The sequence below is a fragment of the Rathayibacter sp. VKM Ac-2929 genome, from assembly GCF_022815495.1.
Classification (GTDB): domain Bacteria; phylum Actinomycetota; class Actinomycetes; order Actinomycetales; family Microbacteriaceae; genus Rathayibacter; species Rathayibacter festucae.
In genome coordinates this window covers 57,013-71,500 of sequence record NZ_JALGRV010000005.1, presented here as the reverse complement: position 1 = coordinate 71,500, position 14,488 = coordinate 57,013, and the positions used below count along the sequence as shown (strand labels likewise).

Below are 14,488 nucleotides of genomic sequence, written 5' to 3'. Positions count from 1 at the left end.
TCAGCCGATGTTCTGCGGGAGCAGCGCCGATCAGCGCTGCGGCCGGCGCGTCGACCAGAGCGCCCAGGCCACCAGCAGCGGCTGGAAGACCAGCCGGACGGCACGCTTGCGATCGGTGTCGAGGCCGAACGCGCTGGTCTTCGTGAGGTACTGCGAGACGTTGCCCGGGAAGATCGCGGTGAAGAAGGCGGCCGCCGCCGCGCCCACCAGCGGCGCCCGGCGGCGCGCGAGCACCAGCGAGGCGCCGAGGCCGATCTCCACGACGCCGGACGCGAGCACGACCGTGTCCTTGTCCAGCGGCACCCACTCCGGCACCTGCGCCTGGAACTCCTCGCGCGCGCGGGTCAGGTGACTGACGCCCGCGAAGACGAGGGCGGAGCCGAGGAGGACCTTGGCGCCGGTGCGGATCAGGGACGGAGTGGAGGAGGCCATCCCCCCATCGTTCCCGATCGAGCGGGCCGGAGTGCCCGGCAGCGCCCGAACCGCACGGATGTGCCGTGTCGGAGGCCCGGCCTAGTCTGATCGGGTGTCAGACCGCATCCTCGTCCTCACCACCGGCGGAACCATCGACAAGGAGTACTCGCTCGCGGGCGAGCTCGAGATCGGGGCGCCGACGATCCCGCGCCTGCTCGAGCCCGTGCTGTCGACGCTCGAGTTCCGCGTCGAGGAGGTCCTGCGGAAGGACAGCCTCGACCTCGACGACGCCGACCGCGCGCTGATCCGCGAGCGCGTGCTCTCGGCGGAGGAGGACCGCATCGTCCTCACCCACGGCACCGACACGATGACGCTCACCGCCGAGGCGCTCGGCGCGGTCCGCGACCGGGTCGTCGTGCTGACCGGCGCGATGCAGCCCGCGCGGATGCGCGACAGCGACGCCGCCTTCAACCTCGGCGCGGCCGTCGCGGCGGTGCAGCTGCTGCCGCCGGGCGTCTACCTCGCGATGAGCGGGCGGGTGCTGCCGGCCGGCGCCGTCGTCAAGGACCGGGCGGCCGGGATCTTCCTGCCGGCCTGAGCCGCGACCGGACCCTCGAGCCCGGGGCCGGCGGCGTCACTCCGCCGCGGCGACCGCCCGCGTGCACTCCGCGCACAGCCCGAAGACGTCCACGACGTGGTGCGCGTCGGTGAAGCCGTTCTGCGCCGCGACGCTGTGCGCCCAGGTCTCCACCGCGTCCGCGGCGATCTCGACGGTCAGCCCGCAGCGCCGGCAGATCAGGTGGTGGTGGTGGGTGCCCGGGGTGCAGGCGCGGTAGAGGCTCTCGCCGTCCGGCGACTGCAGCGAGTCGGCCTCGCCCTCGACCGCGAGGTCGGACAGCGCGCGGTAGACCGTCGCCAGGCCGATCGGCGAGCCCGAGGCGTGCAGGGCGCTGTGCAGCCCCTGGGCGCTGACGAAGTCCTCGCGCTGAGTGAGCGCCTCGCGCACGGCCTCGCGCTGCCACGTGTTCCGCTTGACCACCGGTCCGCCTTCCCGTTTCACGACCCGCGCCACGCTATACCCCCGCCCCGACCGCGACCGGCGAGCGCCGGCGCGAGGGCCGCCGCACGCCCTTGCGGCCGATGATCCGGCAGACGACGTAGATCGTGAACGAGATCGTGGTCACGTAGGGGCTGATCGGCACGGAGCCGCCGAGCGCGAGCAGGATCCCGCCGACCAGCGCACCGACGGCGAAGAGCACGCTGAGCAGCGGCACGAGCACCGGCGACGCGGAGATCCGCAGCGCCGCGGCCGCGGGCGTCACCAGGATCGCGAGCACCAGCAGCGAGCCGACGATCTGCACCGACACCGCCACGGCGAGGCCGAGCAGCAGCATGAACACGATCGAGAGCGCCCGGGTCGGGATGCCGCGCGCGGCCGCCACGTCGGCGTCGACGCTCGCGAAGGTCAGCGGACGCCAGATCAGCGCGAGCCCGATCACGACGACGACCGAGATCGCGATCAGCCAGCCCAGCTGCGGGTCGTCGACCGCGACGATCTGCCCGGTGAGCAGGCCGAACTTGTTCGCGCTCCGCCCCGGGTACAGCGCGAGGCAGAGGATCCCGAGGCCCAGGCCGAACGGCATCAGCACGGCGATGATCGAGTTGCGGTCGCGGGCGCGCGAGCCGAGCAGCCCGATCAGCAGCGCCGCGACCAGCGAGCCGACGATCGAGCCCTGCACCACGCCGACGCCGAGCAGCAGCCCGGCCGAGGCGCCTGCGAAGGACAGCTCGCTGATCCCGTGCACGGCGAAGGCCATGTCCCGCGACATCACGAAGACGCCGATCAGCCCGCCGACGACGCCGAGGACGGCGCCCGCGATCACGGAGTTCAGCAGCAGCGCGAGCAGCGCGCCGTAATCGGAGAAGTCGAAGATCTGCGACCAGACGTCGTCGGTCATGCGCGCTCCTCCTCGTGCTCGTGCACGTGCGAGTGGTCGGGGGCGCCGACCACGATGACGCGGCCGCGCGCGCGGATCACGTCGACCGGCGCGTCGTAGAGCTCGCTGAGCACCTCGGAGCGCAGCACCTCGTCGGGGGTGCCGATCCGGAAGCGGCCGCCGGCCAGGTAGAGCACCCGGTCGACCATCCCGAGCACCGGATTCACGTCGTGGGTGACGAAGAGCACGCCGAGGTTCCGCTCGCGCCGGTGCCGGTCGATCAGCTCGCTGACCGCGCGCTGGTGCGCGAGGTCGAGGGCGATCAGCGGCTCGTCGCAGAGCAGCAGGGCCGGGTCGCCGGCGAGCGCCTGGCCGACCCGGACGCGCTGCTGCTCGCCGCCGGAGAGGCTGCCGATCGGCGCGTCGGCGTAGTCGGTGGCGCCGACGGAGGCGAGCAGAGCGTCGACCTGCGCGCGACGCGAGCGCGACGGCAGCGGCAGGCCGAAGCGGTGGCCGTCGATGCCGAGGCCGATCAGGTCGCGGGCGCGCAGCGGGGTCCCCTCGTCGGCGAGCTTCTGCTGCGGGATGTAGCCGATGCGGCGGTTGCCGCGGTGCACGGGCTCGCCGAGGACGCGCAGCTCGCCGCTGCTGAGCGGCTGCTGGCCGAGGACCGCGCGGAGGAGGCTGGTCTTGCCGGAGCCGTTGGCGCCGAGCACCGCGACGAACTCGCCGGCCCGCACGTCGAGGTCGACGCCGCCCCAGAGCTCGCGGTCGCCGAAGCGCAGGCCGGCGCCGCGCAGCTGCAGCACGGACGCCGAAAGGCCCGCCTCCGAGGAGGCGGGCGCTGACGACGGACCGGATGGGGTCGAGGAGGGTGGCGTCACGACGAGAGGGCTCCCTCGAGGGCGTCGAGGTTGGCGGTCATCCAGGTCACGTAATCGTCGCCCTCGGGCAGCGTCTCGGTGACGCCGACGGTCGGGACGCCGGCCGACTCCGCCGCGTCGAGCACGGCCTGGGTCTGCGAGCTCTCGGTCTGCTCGTTGAAGACGAGCGCGTCGACGGTGCCGTCGGAGAAGAGGGCGAGCGTCTCCTGCAGGGTGGTCGCGGGGACGTCGGTGCCCTCCTCGACCGCCTCGCTGAACGCCTCCGGAGTCGCGTTGACCAGGCCGAGCGCGTCGGTCAGGTAGAGCGGGACGGGCTCGGTGATGGCGATCGAGCGGCCGCCGAGCGTGCCCTTCAGCTCGGCCTCGCGGTCGATCAGGGCGTCGAGGGAGCCGCCGAGGGCCTCGGCGTTCTCGGCGTAGGTCGCGGCGTTGTCCGCGTCGATCGTGGACAGCTCGTCGGCGATCGACGTGACCATCTCCCGGACGGCGGACAGGTCGTACCAGACGTGCTCGTTGTACTCGGCGTGCTCGTGGCCGGCCTCGTCGTGATCGGCGTCGGCGCCCTCGTCCTCGTGGTCGTGCTCCTCCTCGAGCCCGGCGACGACGGTGGCGGTGATCACGGGGGCGGTCGAGCCGGAGGCGTCGATCATGGTATCGACGAAGGCGTCGTAGCCGCCGCCGTTCTCGATCACGAGCGCCGCGTTCGAGAGGGCGAGCTGGTCGCGGGCCGTCGCCTCGTACTCGTGCGGGTCCTTGTCCGGGCTGTCGATGATGCTCGTGACGTCGACCATGTCGCCGCCGATGCTCCGGACCAGGTCGCCGTAGACGTCGGTCGACGCGACGACGGCGACCTTGCCCTCCGCGCCGGAGGAGCCGGTCGAGGAGGCCGTGCCGGAGCACGCCGAGAGGGCGAGCGCGGTGCTGCCGAGCAGCGCGACGAGGGCGAGGGAGCGGGTCTTCACGGGTGAGCCGATCTGGGTCTGGAGCGGGGCGGTCGGGATGCTGACACGGTAGCGACTATTGATAACGATTGTCAAAGTCACGGGCGCGCAGCCCGCCGGTCTCAGAGCAGGCCGTGCCGCCGGAACGCCGCCAGGACGCCGTCCTCGCGCACGGAGGCGGTGACCTCGTCGGCGGCGGCGAGGGCCGCGGCGGAGGCGTTCCCCATCGCGATGCCCAGGCCCGCTGCCGCCAGCATCTCGACGTCGTTCGAGCTGTCGCCGATCGCCATCGTGTCGGCCAGCGGGTGGCCGAGGCGCTCGGCCAGTCGCACCAGCGCGCTGCCCTTGTCGACGCCGCGGACGCTGACCTCGCCACCGGCGTCGCCGAGGGACGGGATCGTGCCGGTGATCACGTGGAAGCGGTCGCCGAGGCCCTCGCGGACGAGGGCGAAGGCGGTGCCGTCCTCGCCGAAGAAGGTCGCCTTGGCGATGCCCTCCGTCGGGACGGTGCCGTAGCCGCCGCCCACCCCTCCGCTCGTGAAGACATCGTCGTAGGACTGCAGCGAGTAGGCGATCCGGTGCGCCTCGAAGAAGCCGGCGATCGCCTCGACGTCCTCGGGCGCCATCGTCCGCGACTCGAGCAGGACGCCGTCGAGCTCGACGAAGCCGCCGGCCGCCGAGACGACCCCGTCGAAGCCGAGGTCGAGGACCTGCTGCGGGATCTCGGGACGCGAGCGGCCGGTCGCGACGAGGACGAGATGGCCGTTGCTCCGGGCGCCGGTGATCGCCTCGCGCACCGACGGCGCGACGACCCCCTCGTCCAGGAGCGTGCCGTCGACGTCGAGCAGGACCAGTCGGGTGCGTGTCACCCGCGGAGCCTACCGGCCGAGTCCGACGCCCCCGTCGGCCGGCCCGCGTCCCCTGATCAGCCGAGCGTGCGCGGCGCCCGCCACTCCCAGGAGCGGTCCTCGTCGCCGATCGGCCGCAGCACCCGCGCCGGCACGCCGCCCGCGACGACCAGCGGCGGCACGCTCGCCGTGACGACCGCGCCGGCCGCCACCACGGAGCCCGCGCCGATCACCACGCCGGGCAGCAGGATCGCGCCCGCGCCGATCCAGACGTCGTCCTCGATCACGACCGGCGCCGAGAACTGCGTGCCGTCGCGGCGCAGCTCCGGGTGCACGGGGTGCCCGGTGGTGCTGATCGTGACGTTCGGCGCGATCATCACCCGGTCGCCGATGACGACCTCGACGTCGTCGACGAGCGTCAGCCCGAAGTTCACGTAGACGTCCGCGCCCAGGCGGACCCGGTTGCCGTAGGCGACGTTCACCGGCGGCTCGACCCAGGCGCCCTCGCCGACCGCCTCGAACAGCTCGTGCAGCAGGCGCCGGCGCTCGTCGACCTCGCGGGGGCGGGTCGCGTTGTAGGCGTGGGCGAGCTCCTTGCCGCGGATCCGCTCCTCCTCGAGCGCCTCGAGGCCCTCGCCGGCGTCGACGTACAGCTCGTGGGCGTCCATCCGCCGGCGGACCTCGTGCTCGCGCGCGTCCATCGCGTCCCCTCTCGTCGTCACCAGCCTGGCACGGGGGCCCCGACGGCCCCGGGTGCGCGGCGATCGGAGGAGGGAGGAGGCAGGCAGGGGGGCGGGGGGCTCACGCGGCGCGAGGTCGCCCGCGCGTCAGCAGGCGCAGATCTCCCGGCGGATCCAGTCGCCGGCCTCGGCGACCGGCAGCTCGCCGTGCCGCAGCAGCCGGCTCCACTCGACCGCGCGCCCGGTGAGGCGGTCGTCCGCGGTGCCGCGGTGATCGCCGCCGGCCGTGCGCATCAGGAGGTGCGCGATCGGGCCGCCGAGGCGCAGCGTCGCGCCGGCCACCCCGGCGAAGTGCCGGGCCTGGCCGCGGGTGTCGTCGTCGTAGGGCTGGGCGAAGCCGCGGCCGCGGATCCGGTTGCTGCCGCCGGAGGCGAGGTCGATCAGCCCGAGCGGCCAGGGCCGGATTCCGGCGACCTCGCGCGCGACCGCGGCGATCAGGACGCGGGGGCGGGGCGAGGCGGCGGCGAGGGCGTCGACGCGGTCGGCGAGGGCGGAGCAGGCGTCGGAGGCGGGCACCCGCCCAGTGGAGCACAGGACGACTGGGCGGCGGCGGGGAGCAGCGGCCTTGACACCCGCGGCTCGCGCCAGCACCATCGACGGTACAACGTTAGAAACAGCGGGCGGCGATCGCCGACGATCACCCCGTCCGGCCCGGCCGGAGCCCGCCGACGCCTCGGAAGGGCCCCGAATGACCGACTCCTCCGCCACCTCCTCCCCCGCCGCCGCGACCGCGCGCGTCTTCCTCGACCCGGCCGCGGTGGTCGCCCCCGTGAATCCGCGGCTGTTCGGCTCGTTCGTCGAGCACCTGGGCCGCTGCGTCTACGACGGGATCTACGAGCCCGGGCACCCCACCGCGAACGAGGACGGCTTCCGTCTGGACGTGGTCGAGCTGGTCAAGGAGCTCGGCTCGACCACCGTCCGCTACCCGGGCGGGAACTTCGTCTCCGGCTACCGGTGGGAGGACGGCGTCGGACCGCGCGAGGACCGCCCGCGCCGCCGCGATCTGGCCTGGCACTCCCTCGAGACCAACGAGGTCGGCCTGGACGATTTCGCGAAGTGGGCGAAGCTCACCGGCAGCGAGATCATGTACGCCGTGAACCTCGGCACCCGCGGGGTCCTCGAGGCCCTGGACGTCCTCGAGTACGCGAACGGGAAGGCCGGCACGTTCCTCGCGGACCAGCGGATCGCGAACGGGTCGCCGGAGCCGCACGACATCCGCATGTGGTGCCTGGGCAACGAGATGGACGGCCCCTGGCAGGTCGGCCACATGAACGCCGACGACTACGGCAAGCTCGCCTCCCGCACCGCCAAGGCCCTCAAGATCGCCGACCCGTCCCTCGAGCTCGTGATCTGCGGGTCGTCGGGCTCGTCGATGCCGACCTTCGGCGAGTGGGAGCGGGTGGTCCTCGAGCACGCCTACGACGACGTCGAGTACGTCTCCTGCCACGCCTACTACCAGGAGTACGACGGCGACCTCGGGTCGTTCCTCGCGTCCTCGCTCGACATGGAGTACTTCATCTCCACGGTCGCGGCCACCGTCGACCACGTGAAGCACAAGCTGAAGAAGTCGAAGGACATCAAGCTGTCCTTCGACGAGTGGAACGTCTGGTACCTCCAGGAGTGGACCGAGAAGGAGAAGGCGGACGCCGAGGGTGACCAGAGCACCCGCGAGTGGGCCTACGCGCCGCGCCTGCTGGAGGACGTGTACTCGGTCGCCGACGCCGTCGTGCTCGGCAACCTCATGATCACGCTGCTGAAGAACTCGGACCGGGTCACCTCCGCGTCGCTCGCGCAGCTCGTCAACGTGATCGCGCCGATCATGACCGAGCCCGGCGGAGCCGCGTGGCGCCAGACCACGTTCTTCCCGTTCTCCACCACCGCGCGCCTCGCCTCGGGCTCGGTGCTCAAGCCGCGGATCGAGGTCGGCTCGTACTCGACCGCGCGCCACGGTGATGCACCGCTGGTCGACTCCGTCGCCACCCTCGACGACGGCCGTGCCGCGGTGTTCCTGGTGAACCGCTCGACGACGGAGGCGCTCGAGGTGACCGTCGACGTCAGCGGCCTCGGCGTCACGACCGTCGCGGAGGCCGTCGGGATCTTCGACGAGGACGTCTACGCGAAGAACACCAAGGACGACCAGAACCGCGTCGGCCTCAAGCCCGTCGACGCCGAGCTGGCGGACGGCGTGCTGACGCTGACGCTGCCCCCGGTCTCCTGGACGGCGGTGTCGCTGACGGCGTAGCGCCCGGATCGGGTGGGTCTCGATACGCGGGCCTGCGGCCCGCTACTCGACCGGAATGGAAGGCGAGCTGCGCTCCCTGTTCTTCACGGGCGCGGGCGCTCCCTGCTGATCGAGTAGCCCGCGCAGCGGGCGTATCGAGATCCCCCACCGCAGGCACTTCGGCCGCCGGGTCTCGATACGCGGGCCTGCGGCCCGCTACTCGACCGGCATGGTGCGCCGCACCTCTCGCGAGGGACGCCTGCTTTCATGCTGATCGAGTAGCCCGCGCAGCGGGCGTATCGAGATCCACCCACGTCAGCACGGAGGCCTGCAGACCGGGACTGCTGAGCACGGCGGGTCTCGATACGCCGCTCCGCGGCTACTCGACCAGCATGGTGGGGAGAGCCGCGCTCCCTGCCCTCCGCGGGCGTGGCGCAGGCCCTCCCTGCTGATCGAGCAGCCCGCACCGCGGGCGTATCGAGATCCCCCACCGCCGACGCCCTCAGCGCAGCAGCGCCTCGAGGTCCGCCGCACTGCGCCCGGCGAGCGTCGGCCAGAGCGTGCGGTCCGCGCCCGGCGCGAGCTCCGCATCGTGCGGCACCCCGACCGCGCACGCCCCGGACGCCACGGCCGCCGCGAGTCCCGTCGGCGAGTCCTCGATCGCGACACAGTGCGCGATGTCGACGCCGAGCGTCGCGGCCGCCAGCAGGTACGGCTCCGGATCCGGCTTGCCGCGCGACACGTCGTCGCCGGTGACGAGCGCGGCGAGCGGCACCTCCGCCGCCAGCGCATCGACGACGACCTGCGCCATCACGCGTGACGACGTGGTCACGATCGCCTGCCGCACCCCCGCCCGGTGCACGTCGCGCAGCAGCTCGCGCGCCCCCGGCCGCCACACCAGCCCGCGGTGCATCTCCGCGAGCACGTCGCGCTCGAGCACCGCCTCCACCTCGGCGTCCGGCAGCTCGACACCGGCGGCCTGCAGCGCCCGCACCGTCTGCTCCATCGTGCTGCCGATCAGCGCGAGCGCGTCGGCACGCGTCCACCCGCGGCCGAAGCGCCCGGCGAGCACCTCCTGCGCCCGCACCCACGCGGGCTCCGAGTCGACGATCGTGCCGTCCATGTCCCAGAGCACCGCCTCCAGGCCGGTCGCACCCTCCGGGCCGGGCACTGCCTCGAGCCCGGTCACGACGCGGCCCCCGCCGTGCGGCGCCGACCGAGGACCCCGGCGAGCAGCACCGCCACGACCCCCGCGATCGGCACCACCAGGAGCCCCACCCGCAGCCCCGCGCCGTCGGCGACCAGCCCGACGATCGGCGGCGAGAGCAGGAAGCCGAGCCGCATCAGCCACGAGACGATCGTGACTCCGGTGCCCGCGCGCAGCCCCCGGATCTCGTCGGCCTCGTGCATCGCCGCGGGGACCGTCGTCGCGAGTCCGAAGCCGGCGGCCGCGAATCCGGCGATCGTGCCCGGAACGGACGGGAACGCCAGCGCCGCCCCCATCCCGAGCGCCGCGATCGCCCCGCCGACCCGGAGCACGCTGCGCTGACCGAAGCGGTCGACCAGCCGGTCGCCGAGGATGCGCCCGACGAACTGCGCGCCGACCAGCGCGACGAAGCCGTACGCCGCCACCGCCGCGGTCGCCCCGAGCGAGCCGCCCAAGTAGACGGCGGCCCAGGTCGACGCCGCGTCCTCGACGAGGGTGCCCGCGATCGCCACCGCGACCAGGGCCGCGAGCAGCAGCACCACCCGCGGGCGGACGCGAGCCCGCACGACCGGCGCGGCCCCCGGCTCGGCCGCGGTCTCGTCGTCGCGGCCTCGCAGGAGGAAGCGCAGCGCGGTCAGCGCGACCGCCGCGAAGAGCACCCCCGAGATGCTCAGGTGCATGGCGCGGGGCAGGCCGAGCGCGATCGCCCCGGCCGCCATCGAGCCGCCGAGGACCGCGCCGATCGACCAGATCGCATGGAAGGAGTTGATGATCGAGCGCCCGTAGCGGCGCTGGACCCGCAGACCGTGGCTGTTCTGCGCGACGTCGGTGATCGCATCGGTCGCGCCGGCGAAGGCGAGAGCCCCGGCGAAGACCAGCAGCGACGGCGAGAAGCCGGCCAGCACCGTCCCGATCGCGGTGAGGATCGTGCCGAGCACCGCGGCGCGGCCGCTGCCGAGCCGCCGGATCACGACGGCCGCGGCGAGCCCGGCGACGACCGCGCCGGCCGGGAACGCGGCGATCGCGACTCCGTAGGCCGCGTTGTCGAGCGCCAGGTCGGCCTTGATCTCGGGGAAGCGCGGGACGAGGTTGGCGAAGAGCGCGCCGTTGGTGAGGAAGAGCGCGGCGACGGCGGTGCGAGCGCGGCGCGACTCGGTGGACGGCGGCGCGAGGGCGGTGGACATGCGTACGACCGTACACGCAGTGTGTACGATCGTGCACATGGACAGCACCGACCACGTCGCCGCCGAGCATGTCGCCGACGAGCATGTCGCCGCCGACCACTTCGCCGGCGACGAGCGCAGCAACCGCGAGCGGATGCTCGCCGGCGACCTCTACATCGCCGACGACCCGGAGAGCACGCGCCTCGCGCAGCGCGCCGCACGGCTCGCCGACGCCTACCACCGCGCCGCGCTCGCCGACGAGGCGGCTGCCCGCCCGCTGCTCGAGGAGCTGCTCGGCTCGCTCGGCGAGGACGCGTTCGTGAAGCCGCCGCTGTTCGTCGACTACGGCGAGAACATCACGATCGGCCCGCGCACCTTCGTCAACTACCACCTCACCGCGCTCGACGTCGCGGCGATCACCATCGGCGCCGACTGCCAGATCGGCCCGAACGTGCAGCTGCTCACGCCGACGCACCCGGTCGAGCCCGGTCCGCGCCGCGACAAGCTCGAGGCCGCCCGGCCCATCACGATCGGCGACAACGTCTGGCTCGGCGGCGGGGTGATCGTCTGTCCCGGGGTGAGCATCGGCGACGACAGCGTGGTCGGAGCGGGCGCCGTGGTCACCCGCGACATCCCGGCCGGCGTCGTCGCCGTCGGCACTCCGGCCCGCGTGATCCGGAGCGTCACCGAGTGACCGAGACCGCTGAGAGCGCACCCGCGCCGCGCGCACCGCGCCGCACCGACCCGCACCGGCGCGACCGCATCATCGACGCCTGCCTCGACGTGATCGCGGAGGAGGGGGTCGCCGGCACCTCGCACCGCCGCGTGGCCGCGGCCGCCGACGTGCCGCTCGGCTCGATGAGCTACCACTTCGCCGGGATGGACGAGCTGCTGCACGAGGCGTTCACCCGCTTCGCCGACTCCGTCGCCGAGCAGACCCTGCGGCGGATGACCGATGCCCGCACCCCCGACGAAGCGCGCGAGGCCGTCGTCGACGTCGTCCTGCACGACATCTTCGGCAGCCGGCGCGAGCTCGTGATCACCCACGAGCTCTACACCCTCGCCGCCCGGCGTCCGGAGTACCGCAGCATCACGCACAGCTGGATGGCCCGCTCCCGCGCCGCCCTCGAGCGCCACGTCGACCCGACCACCGCCCGCATGCTCGACGCCCTGATGGAGGGCCTCACCATCCACCGCGCCCTCGACGAGGAACCGGCCGACGACGCCGTCGTCCGCGAGGCCGTCCGCCGCATCCTCGGCTGACCCGCCCCTCCCCTCCCCCTCCGCGAGATGCCACTTGTGCACGCTTCTCACGGCGTGTCGCGTGCACAAGTGGCATCTCGCGGAGGGGTCAGGCGGGGGTGGCAGGGTGGAGGGATGGCTTCTCCTCAGGACTTCGACCTCGACGAGCTGCGGGGGCGCGTGCTGGAGGAACGCGGCGGGGAGGTGGACGACAGCATCCCGGAGCTCGCGGCGGCCGACCCGGAGCTGTGCGGGATCGCGCTCGCGCTGCCGGACGGCACCGTGCGCTCGAGCGCGCAGGCGGACGTGCCGTTCAGCATCCAGTCGGCGGTCAAGCCGTTCCTCTTCGCACTCGCGCTGCTCGACACCGACGGCGACGCGCTCGACCGCGTCGGCATCGAGCCGACCGGCGAGGCCTTCGACGCCCTGAAGCTCGAGAGCGGCACCGGCCGCCCGCCGAACCCGATGGTCAACGCGGGCGCCCTGCTGACCGCCGCACTCGTCGACGGCGGCGATGCGGAGGGCCGCGGCGAGCGCATCCTCCGCGGCCTCTCCGCCTTCGCCGGCCGCTCGCTGGAGGTCGACGAGAGCGTCGCCTCGAACGAGCACCTGCTCGGCGACCGCAACCACGCCCTCGCGCACCTCATGCGCGCCGAGGGCACCCTGCGGCGCAGTGCCGACGACGCCGTCGCCGCCTACGCCCGCGCCTGCGCCGTGCTCGTCGACGCGGAGGCCCTCGCGGTGATGGGCGCGACCCTCGCCCTCGGCGGCGTGAATCCCGTGACCGGCGAGCGCGTCGTGCCGGCCCTCGTCGCCCGCGACGTCGTCTCGGTGATGGCGACCTGCGGCGTCTACGACGGCTCCGGCCGCTGGATGCGCGCCGTCGGCGTCCCCGCCAAGTCGAGCGTCTCCGGCGCGATCGTCCTCTCTGCTCCCGGCCGCCTCGGTGCCGCCATCGTCAGCCCGCCCCTCGACTCCCAGGGCACCAGCGTCCGCGGCGCCGCCGCCAGCACCCTCCTGTCCGCCGCCCTCGCCCTGCACTCCTTCGACCCGCCCCCGCGCTGATGCTGATGCTGATCGAGTAGCGCCCGGAGGGCGCATATCGAGATCCCCCCCACGGAGCACGCGGGTCTCGATACGCCGCTCCGCGGCTACTCGACCAGCATGGTTGGGCCACTCCGCGGCTACTCGACCAGCATGGATGGGCCGCTCCGCGAGAGCCGCGACCGCGAAGCGGAGCCCACCAGTCCGAGCCCGCCACTCCCGGCGCAAGGCCGAGGTCACCGGCGAATCGCGTGCCAGCGATTCGTCGTACCGGTACGCGAGACGCTCTGCGGAACGCGACCACCCACCCGAGCCGACCGCGGAGCGGATGACGACGAAGGAGGAATCCGCTCGAACCAGCACCGCGGCGAATCGCGTGCCAGCGATTCGTCGTACCGGTCCGCAAGACGCTCTGCGGAACGCGACCACCCACCCGAGCCGACCGCGGAGCGGATGACGACGAAGGAGGAATCCGCTCAATCGAGCAACAGCGCCGGCTCCTCCAGCACGCTCGCGACGTCGGCGACGAAGCGGCTGACGACGTCGCCGTCGACGACGCGGTGGTCGAAGGAGCCGCCGACGGTGGTGACGAAGCGGGGGCGGACCTCGCCGTCGACGACCCAGGGCTTCTGCTTGATGGTGCCGAGGGCGATGATCGCGACCTCGCCGGGGTTGAGGATCGGTGTGCCGGTGTCCATGCCGAACACGCCGATGTTGGTGATGGTGATGGTGCCGTTCTGCATGTCGGCGGCGGAGGTCTTGCCGTCGCGGGCGTCGAGGGTGAGCTTCTCGAGGGCCTGGGCGAGCTCGAGGAGGCTCATCGACTGCGCGTCCTTGACGTTGGGCACGAGCAGGCCGCGCGGGGTGGCCGCGGCGATGCCGAGGTTGACGTAGTGGCGGACGAGGATGTCCGTGTCGGTCCAGGCGGAGTTGACCGTCGGGTTCCGCCGCACCGCCCAGATGATGGCCTTGGCCATGATCAGCAGCGGCGAGACCTTGACGCCGGCGAAGTCGGGCGAGTTCTTCAGGCGCTTGACGAACTCCATCGTGCGGGTCGCGTCGACGTCCACGAAGACGCTGACGTGCGGCGCGGTGAAGGCGCTGCGCGACATCGCCGAGGCGATGGCCTTGCGGACGCCGCGGACGGGGATGCGGTCCTCGCGGGAGTCGCCCCAGGCGGGGGTCTGGATGTTGCGGAAGACGCTGGCCTGGGAGGCGTGGCGGATGACGTCGTCGCGGGTGACCTCGCCGGCGAGGCCGGTGGCCTGCACCTCGAGCAGGTCGACGTCGAGGTCCTTGGCGAGCTTGCGGATCGGCGGCTTCGCGATGACGGGCAGCGCCGACGAGGCGGGCACCGAGGTCGGTCGCGGCGGCGACGCCGGGCGGGCCGGCTTCTCCGGAGCGGCGCCCGCGGCGGGACGGCGACGGCGGGTGGCAACGTGGCCGCCGGCGGTGCCGTAGCCGACCAGCGCGGCGCCGGAGCCCTCGCCGGGCTCGGTGGTCGAGGGAGCGGGCGGGGCTGCGGGCGGCGCGGCCTGCGCGGGCATCGCCGGGATCTCGGAGCCTGCCGAGCCCGCGCCCTGCACGGTGATGATCGGCGTGCCGACGTCGACCGTCTGGCCCTCGTCGACGAGCACGTCGACGACGGTGCCGCTGAACGGCGAGGGCAGCTCGACGAGCGACTTGGCGGTCTCGATCTCGACGAGGACCTGGTTGACGCTCACCTCGTCGCCGACCTTGACCCGCCAGGAGACGATCTCGGCCTCGGTGAGGCCCTCGCCGACGTCGGGGAGGAGGAAGTGCTCTGTCATCGTCGGGACTCCTGGCTGTGCCGGTTCTGCATGAGG

The 14,488-nt window shown here is 73.3% G+C and carries 16 protein-coding genes; 5 read left to right on the top strand and 11 right to left on the bottom strand.

Annotated elements, in window-relative coordinates:
* Positions 1-30: 30 nt before the first annotated feature.
* On the bottom strand, positions 31-432 hold the full coding sequence (locus MT355_RS16065; RefSeq protein ID WP_243600342.1) for a hypothetical protein: 402 nt from the start codon (positions 430-432) through the stop codon (positions 31-33).
* 94 nt (positions 433-526) lie between these two features.
* Between MT355_RS16065 and MT355_RS16060 the strand changes: the two genes are divergently transcribed.
* On the top strand, positions 527-1,012 hold the full coding sequence (locus MT355_RS16060) for an asparaginase domain-containing protein (protein ID WP_123444686.1): 486 nt from the start codon (positions 527-529) through the stop codon (positions 1,010-1,012).
* A gap of 36 nt (positions 1,013-1,048) precedes the next feature.
* Here MT355_RS16060 and MT355_RS16055 read toward each other — a convergent pair whose 3' ends face one another.
* From MT355_RS16055 to MT355_RS16025, 7 genes are all read right to left on the bottom strand, one after another.
* Entirely contained in the window at positions 1,049-1,453 is a 405-nt protein-coding gene (locus MT355_RS16055) for a Fur family transcriptional regulator (RefSeq protein ID WP_123734752.1), read from the bottom strand.
* A gap of 34 nt (positions 1,454-1,487) precedes the next feature.
* The gene (locus tag MT355_RS16050) at positions 1,488-2,372 is read right to left on the bottom strand and encodes a metal ABC transporter permease (RefSeq protein ID WP_243600341.1); all 885 of its coding nucleotides are present in this window, start codon (positions 2,370-2,372) and stop codon (positions 1,488-1,490) included.
* A complete protein-coding gene (locus MT355_RS16045) occupies positions 2,369-3,160 on the bottom strand; it encodes a metal ABC transporter ATP-binding protein (protein ID WP_243587249.1) in 792 nt (263 codons plus the stop codon). The genes MT355_RS16050 and MT355_RS16045 overlap by 4 nt, the downstream gene beginning before the upstream one ends.
* 71 nt (positions 3,161-3,231) lie before the next feature.
* Positions 3,232-4,197 carry a metal ABC transporter solute-binding protein, Zn/Mn family gene (locus tag MT355_RS16040; protein ID WP_243600340.1) on the bottom strand — a complete coding sequence of 322 codons (966 nt, stop codon included), beginning with the start codon at positions 4,195-4,197 and terminating at the stop codon, positions 3,232-3,234.
* Positions 4,198-4,298: 101 nt separating this feature from the next.
* Positions 4,299-5,045 (bottom strand): HAD hydrolase family protein, encoded by a 747-nt coding sequence (locus MT355_RS16035; RefSeq protein ID WP_123701422.1) that lies wholly within the window; start codon positions 5,043-5,045, stop codon positions 4,299-4,301.
* Between the two features lie 56 nt (positions 5,046-5,101).
* On the bottom strand, positions 5,102-5,725 hold the full coding sequence (locus MT355_RS16030; protein ID WP_243600339.1) for a DapH/DapD/GlmU-related protein: 624 nt from the start codon (positions 5,723-5,725) through the stop codon (positions 5,102-5,104).
* Between the two features lie 126 nt (positions 5,726-5,851).
* Positions 5,852-6,280, bottom strand: coding sequence for a hypothetical protein (locus tag MT355_RS16025; RefSeq protein WP_243600338.1), 429 nt, complete (start codon positions 6,278-6,280; stop codon positions 5,852-5,854).
* Positions 6,281-6,452: 172 nt separating this feature from the next.
* On the opposite strand from MT355_RS16025, the gene MT355_RS16020 reads away from it, so the two are divergent.
* On the top strand, positions 6,453-8,006 hold the full coding sequence (locus MT355_RS16020) for an alpha-N-arabinofuranosidase (RefSeq protein ID WP_243600337.1): 1,554 nt from the start codon (positions 6,453-6,455) through the stop codon (positions 8,004-8,006).
* A 481-nt stretch (positions 8,007-8,487) separates the two neighbouring features.
* Here the strand turns inward: MT355_RS16020 and MT355_RS16015 are convergent, their stop codons facing one another.
* Complete coding sequence (locus MT355_RS16015; protein WP_243600336.1) at positions 8,488-9,174, bottom strand: HAD family phosphatase; 687 nt, start codon at positions 9,172-9,174, stop codon at positions 8,488-8,490.
* Positions 9,171-10,376, bottom strand: coding sequence for an MFS transporter (locus MT355_RS16010; protein WP_243600335.1), 1,206 nt, complete (start codon positions 10,374-10,376; stop codon positions 9,171-9,173). Before MT355_RS16010 ends, MT355_RS16015 begins: the two co-directional genes overlap by 4 nt.
* A gap of 37 nt (positions 10,377-10,413) precedes the next feature.
* Here MT355_RS16010 and MT355_RS16005 point away from each other — a divergent pair, with 37 nt between their 5' ends.
* From MT355_RS16005 to glsA, 3 genes are all read left to right on the top strand, one after another.
* Positions 10,414-11,049 carry a sugar O-acetyltransferase gene (locus MT355_RS16005; RefSeq protein ID WP_243600334.1) on the top strand — a complete coding sequence of 212 codons (636 nt, stop codon included), beginning with the start codon at positions 10,414-10,416 and terminating at the stop codon, positions 11,047-11,049.
* On the top strand, positions 11,046-11,618 hold the full coding sequence (locus tag MT355_RS16000) for a TetR/AcrR family transcriptional regulator (protein WP_243600333.1): 573 nt from the start codon (positions 11,046-11,048) through the stop codon (positions 11,616-11,618). The genes MT355_RS16005 and MT355_RS16000 overlap by 4 nt, the downstream gene beginning before the upstream one ends.
* A 114-nt stretch (positions 11,619-11,732) precedes the next feature.
* Positions 11,733-12,662 (top strand): glutaminase A, encoded by a 930-nt coding sequence (glsA, locus tag MT355_RS15995; RefSeq protein ID WP_243600332.1) that lies wholly within the window; start codon positions 11,733-11,735, stop codon positions 12,660-12,662.
* 455 nt (positions 12,663-13,117) lie between these two features.
* Here glsA and MT355_RS15990 read toward each other — a convergent pair whose 3' ends face one another.
* Positions 13,118-14,452 (bottom strand): dihydrolipoamide acetyltransferase family protein, encoded by a 1,335-nt coding sequence (locus MT355_RS15990; protein ID WP_123734739.1) that lies wholly within the window; start codon positions 14,450-14,452, stop codon positions 13,118-13,120.
* Positions 14,453-14,488: the final 36 nt, after the last annotated feature.

Excerpts from the sequence above, each read along its gene's own strand:
- MT355_RS15990 (WP_123734739.1), bottom strand. The coding sequence starts at position 14,452 with ATGACAGAGCACTTCCTCCTCCCCGACGTCGGCGAGGGCCTCACCGAG.
- MT355_RS16050 (WP_243600341.1), bottom strand. The coding sequence starts at position 2,372 with ATGACCGACGACGTCTGGTCGCAGATCTTCGACTTCTCCGATTACGGC.
- MT355_RS16020 (WP_243600337.1), top strand. The coding sequence starts at position 6,453 with ATGACCGACTCCTCCGCCACCTCCTCCCCCGCCGCCGCGACCGCGCGC.
- MT355_RS16005 (WP_243600334.1), top strand. The coding sequence starts at position 10,414 with ATGGACAGCACCGACCACGTCGCCGCCGAGCATGTCGCCGACGAGCAT.
- MT355_RS16010 (WP_243600335.1), bottom strand. The coding sequence starts at position 10,376 with ATGTCCACCGCCCTCGCGCCGCCGTCCACCGAGTCGCGCCGCGCTCGC.
- glsA (WP_243600332.1), top strand. The coding sequence starts at position 11,733 with ATGGCTTCTCCTCAGGACTTCGACCTCGACGAGCTGCGGGGGCGCGTG.
- MT355_RS16065 (WP_243600342.1), bottom strand. The coding sequence starts at position 432 with ATGGCCTCCTCCACTCCGTCCCTGATCCGCACCGGCGCCAAGGTCCTC.
- MT355_RS16030 (WP_243600339.1), bottom strand. The coding sequence starts at position 5,725 with ATGGACGCGCGCGAGCACGAGGTCCGCCGGCGGATGGACGCCCACGAG.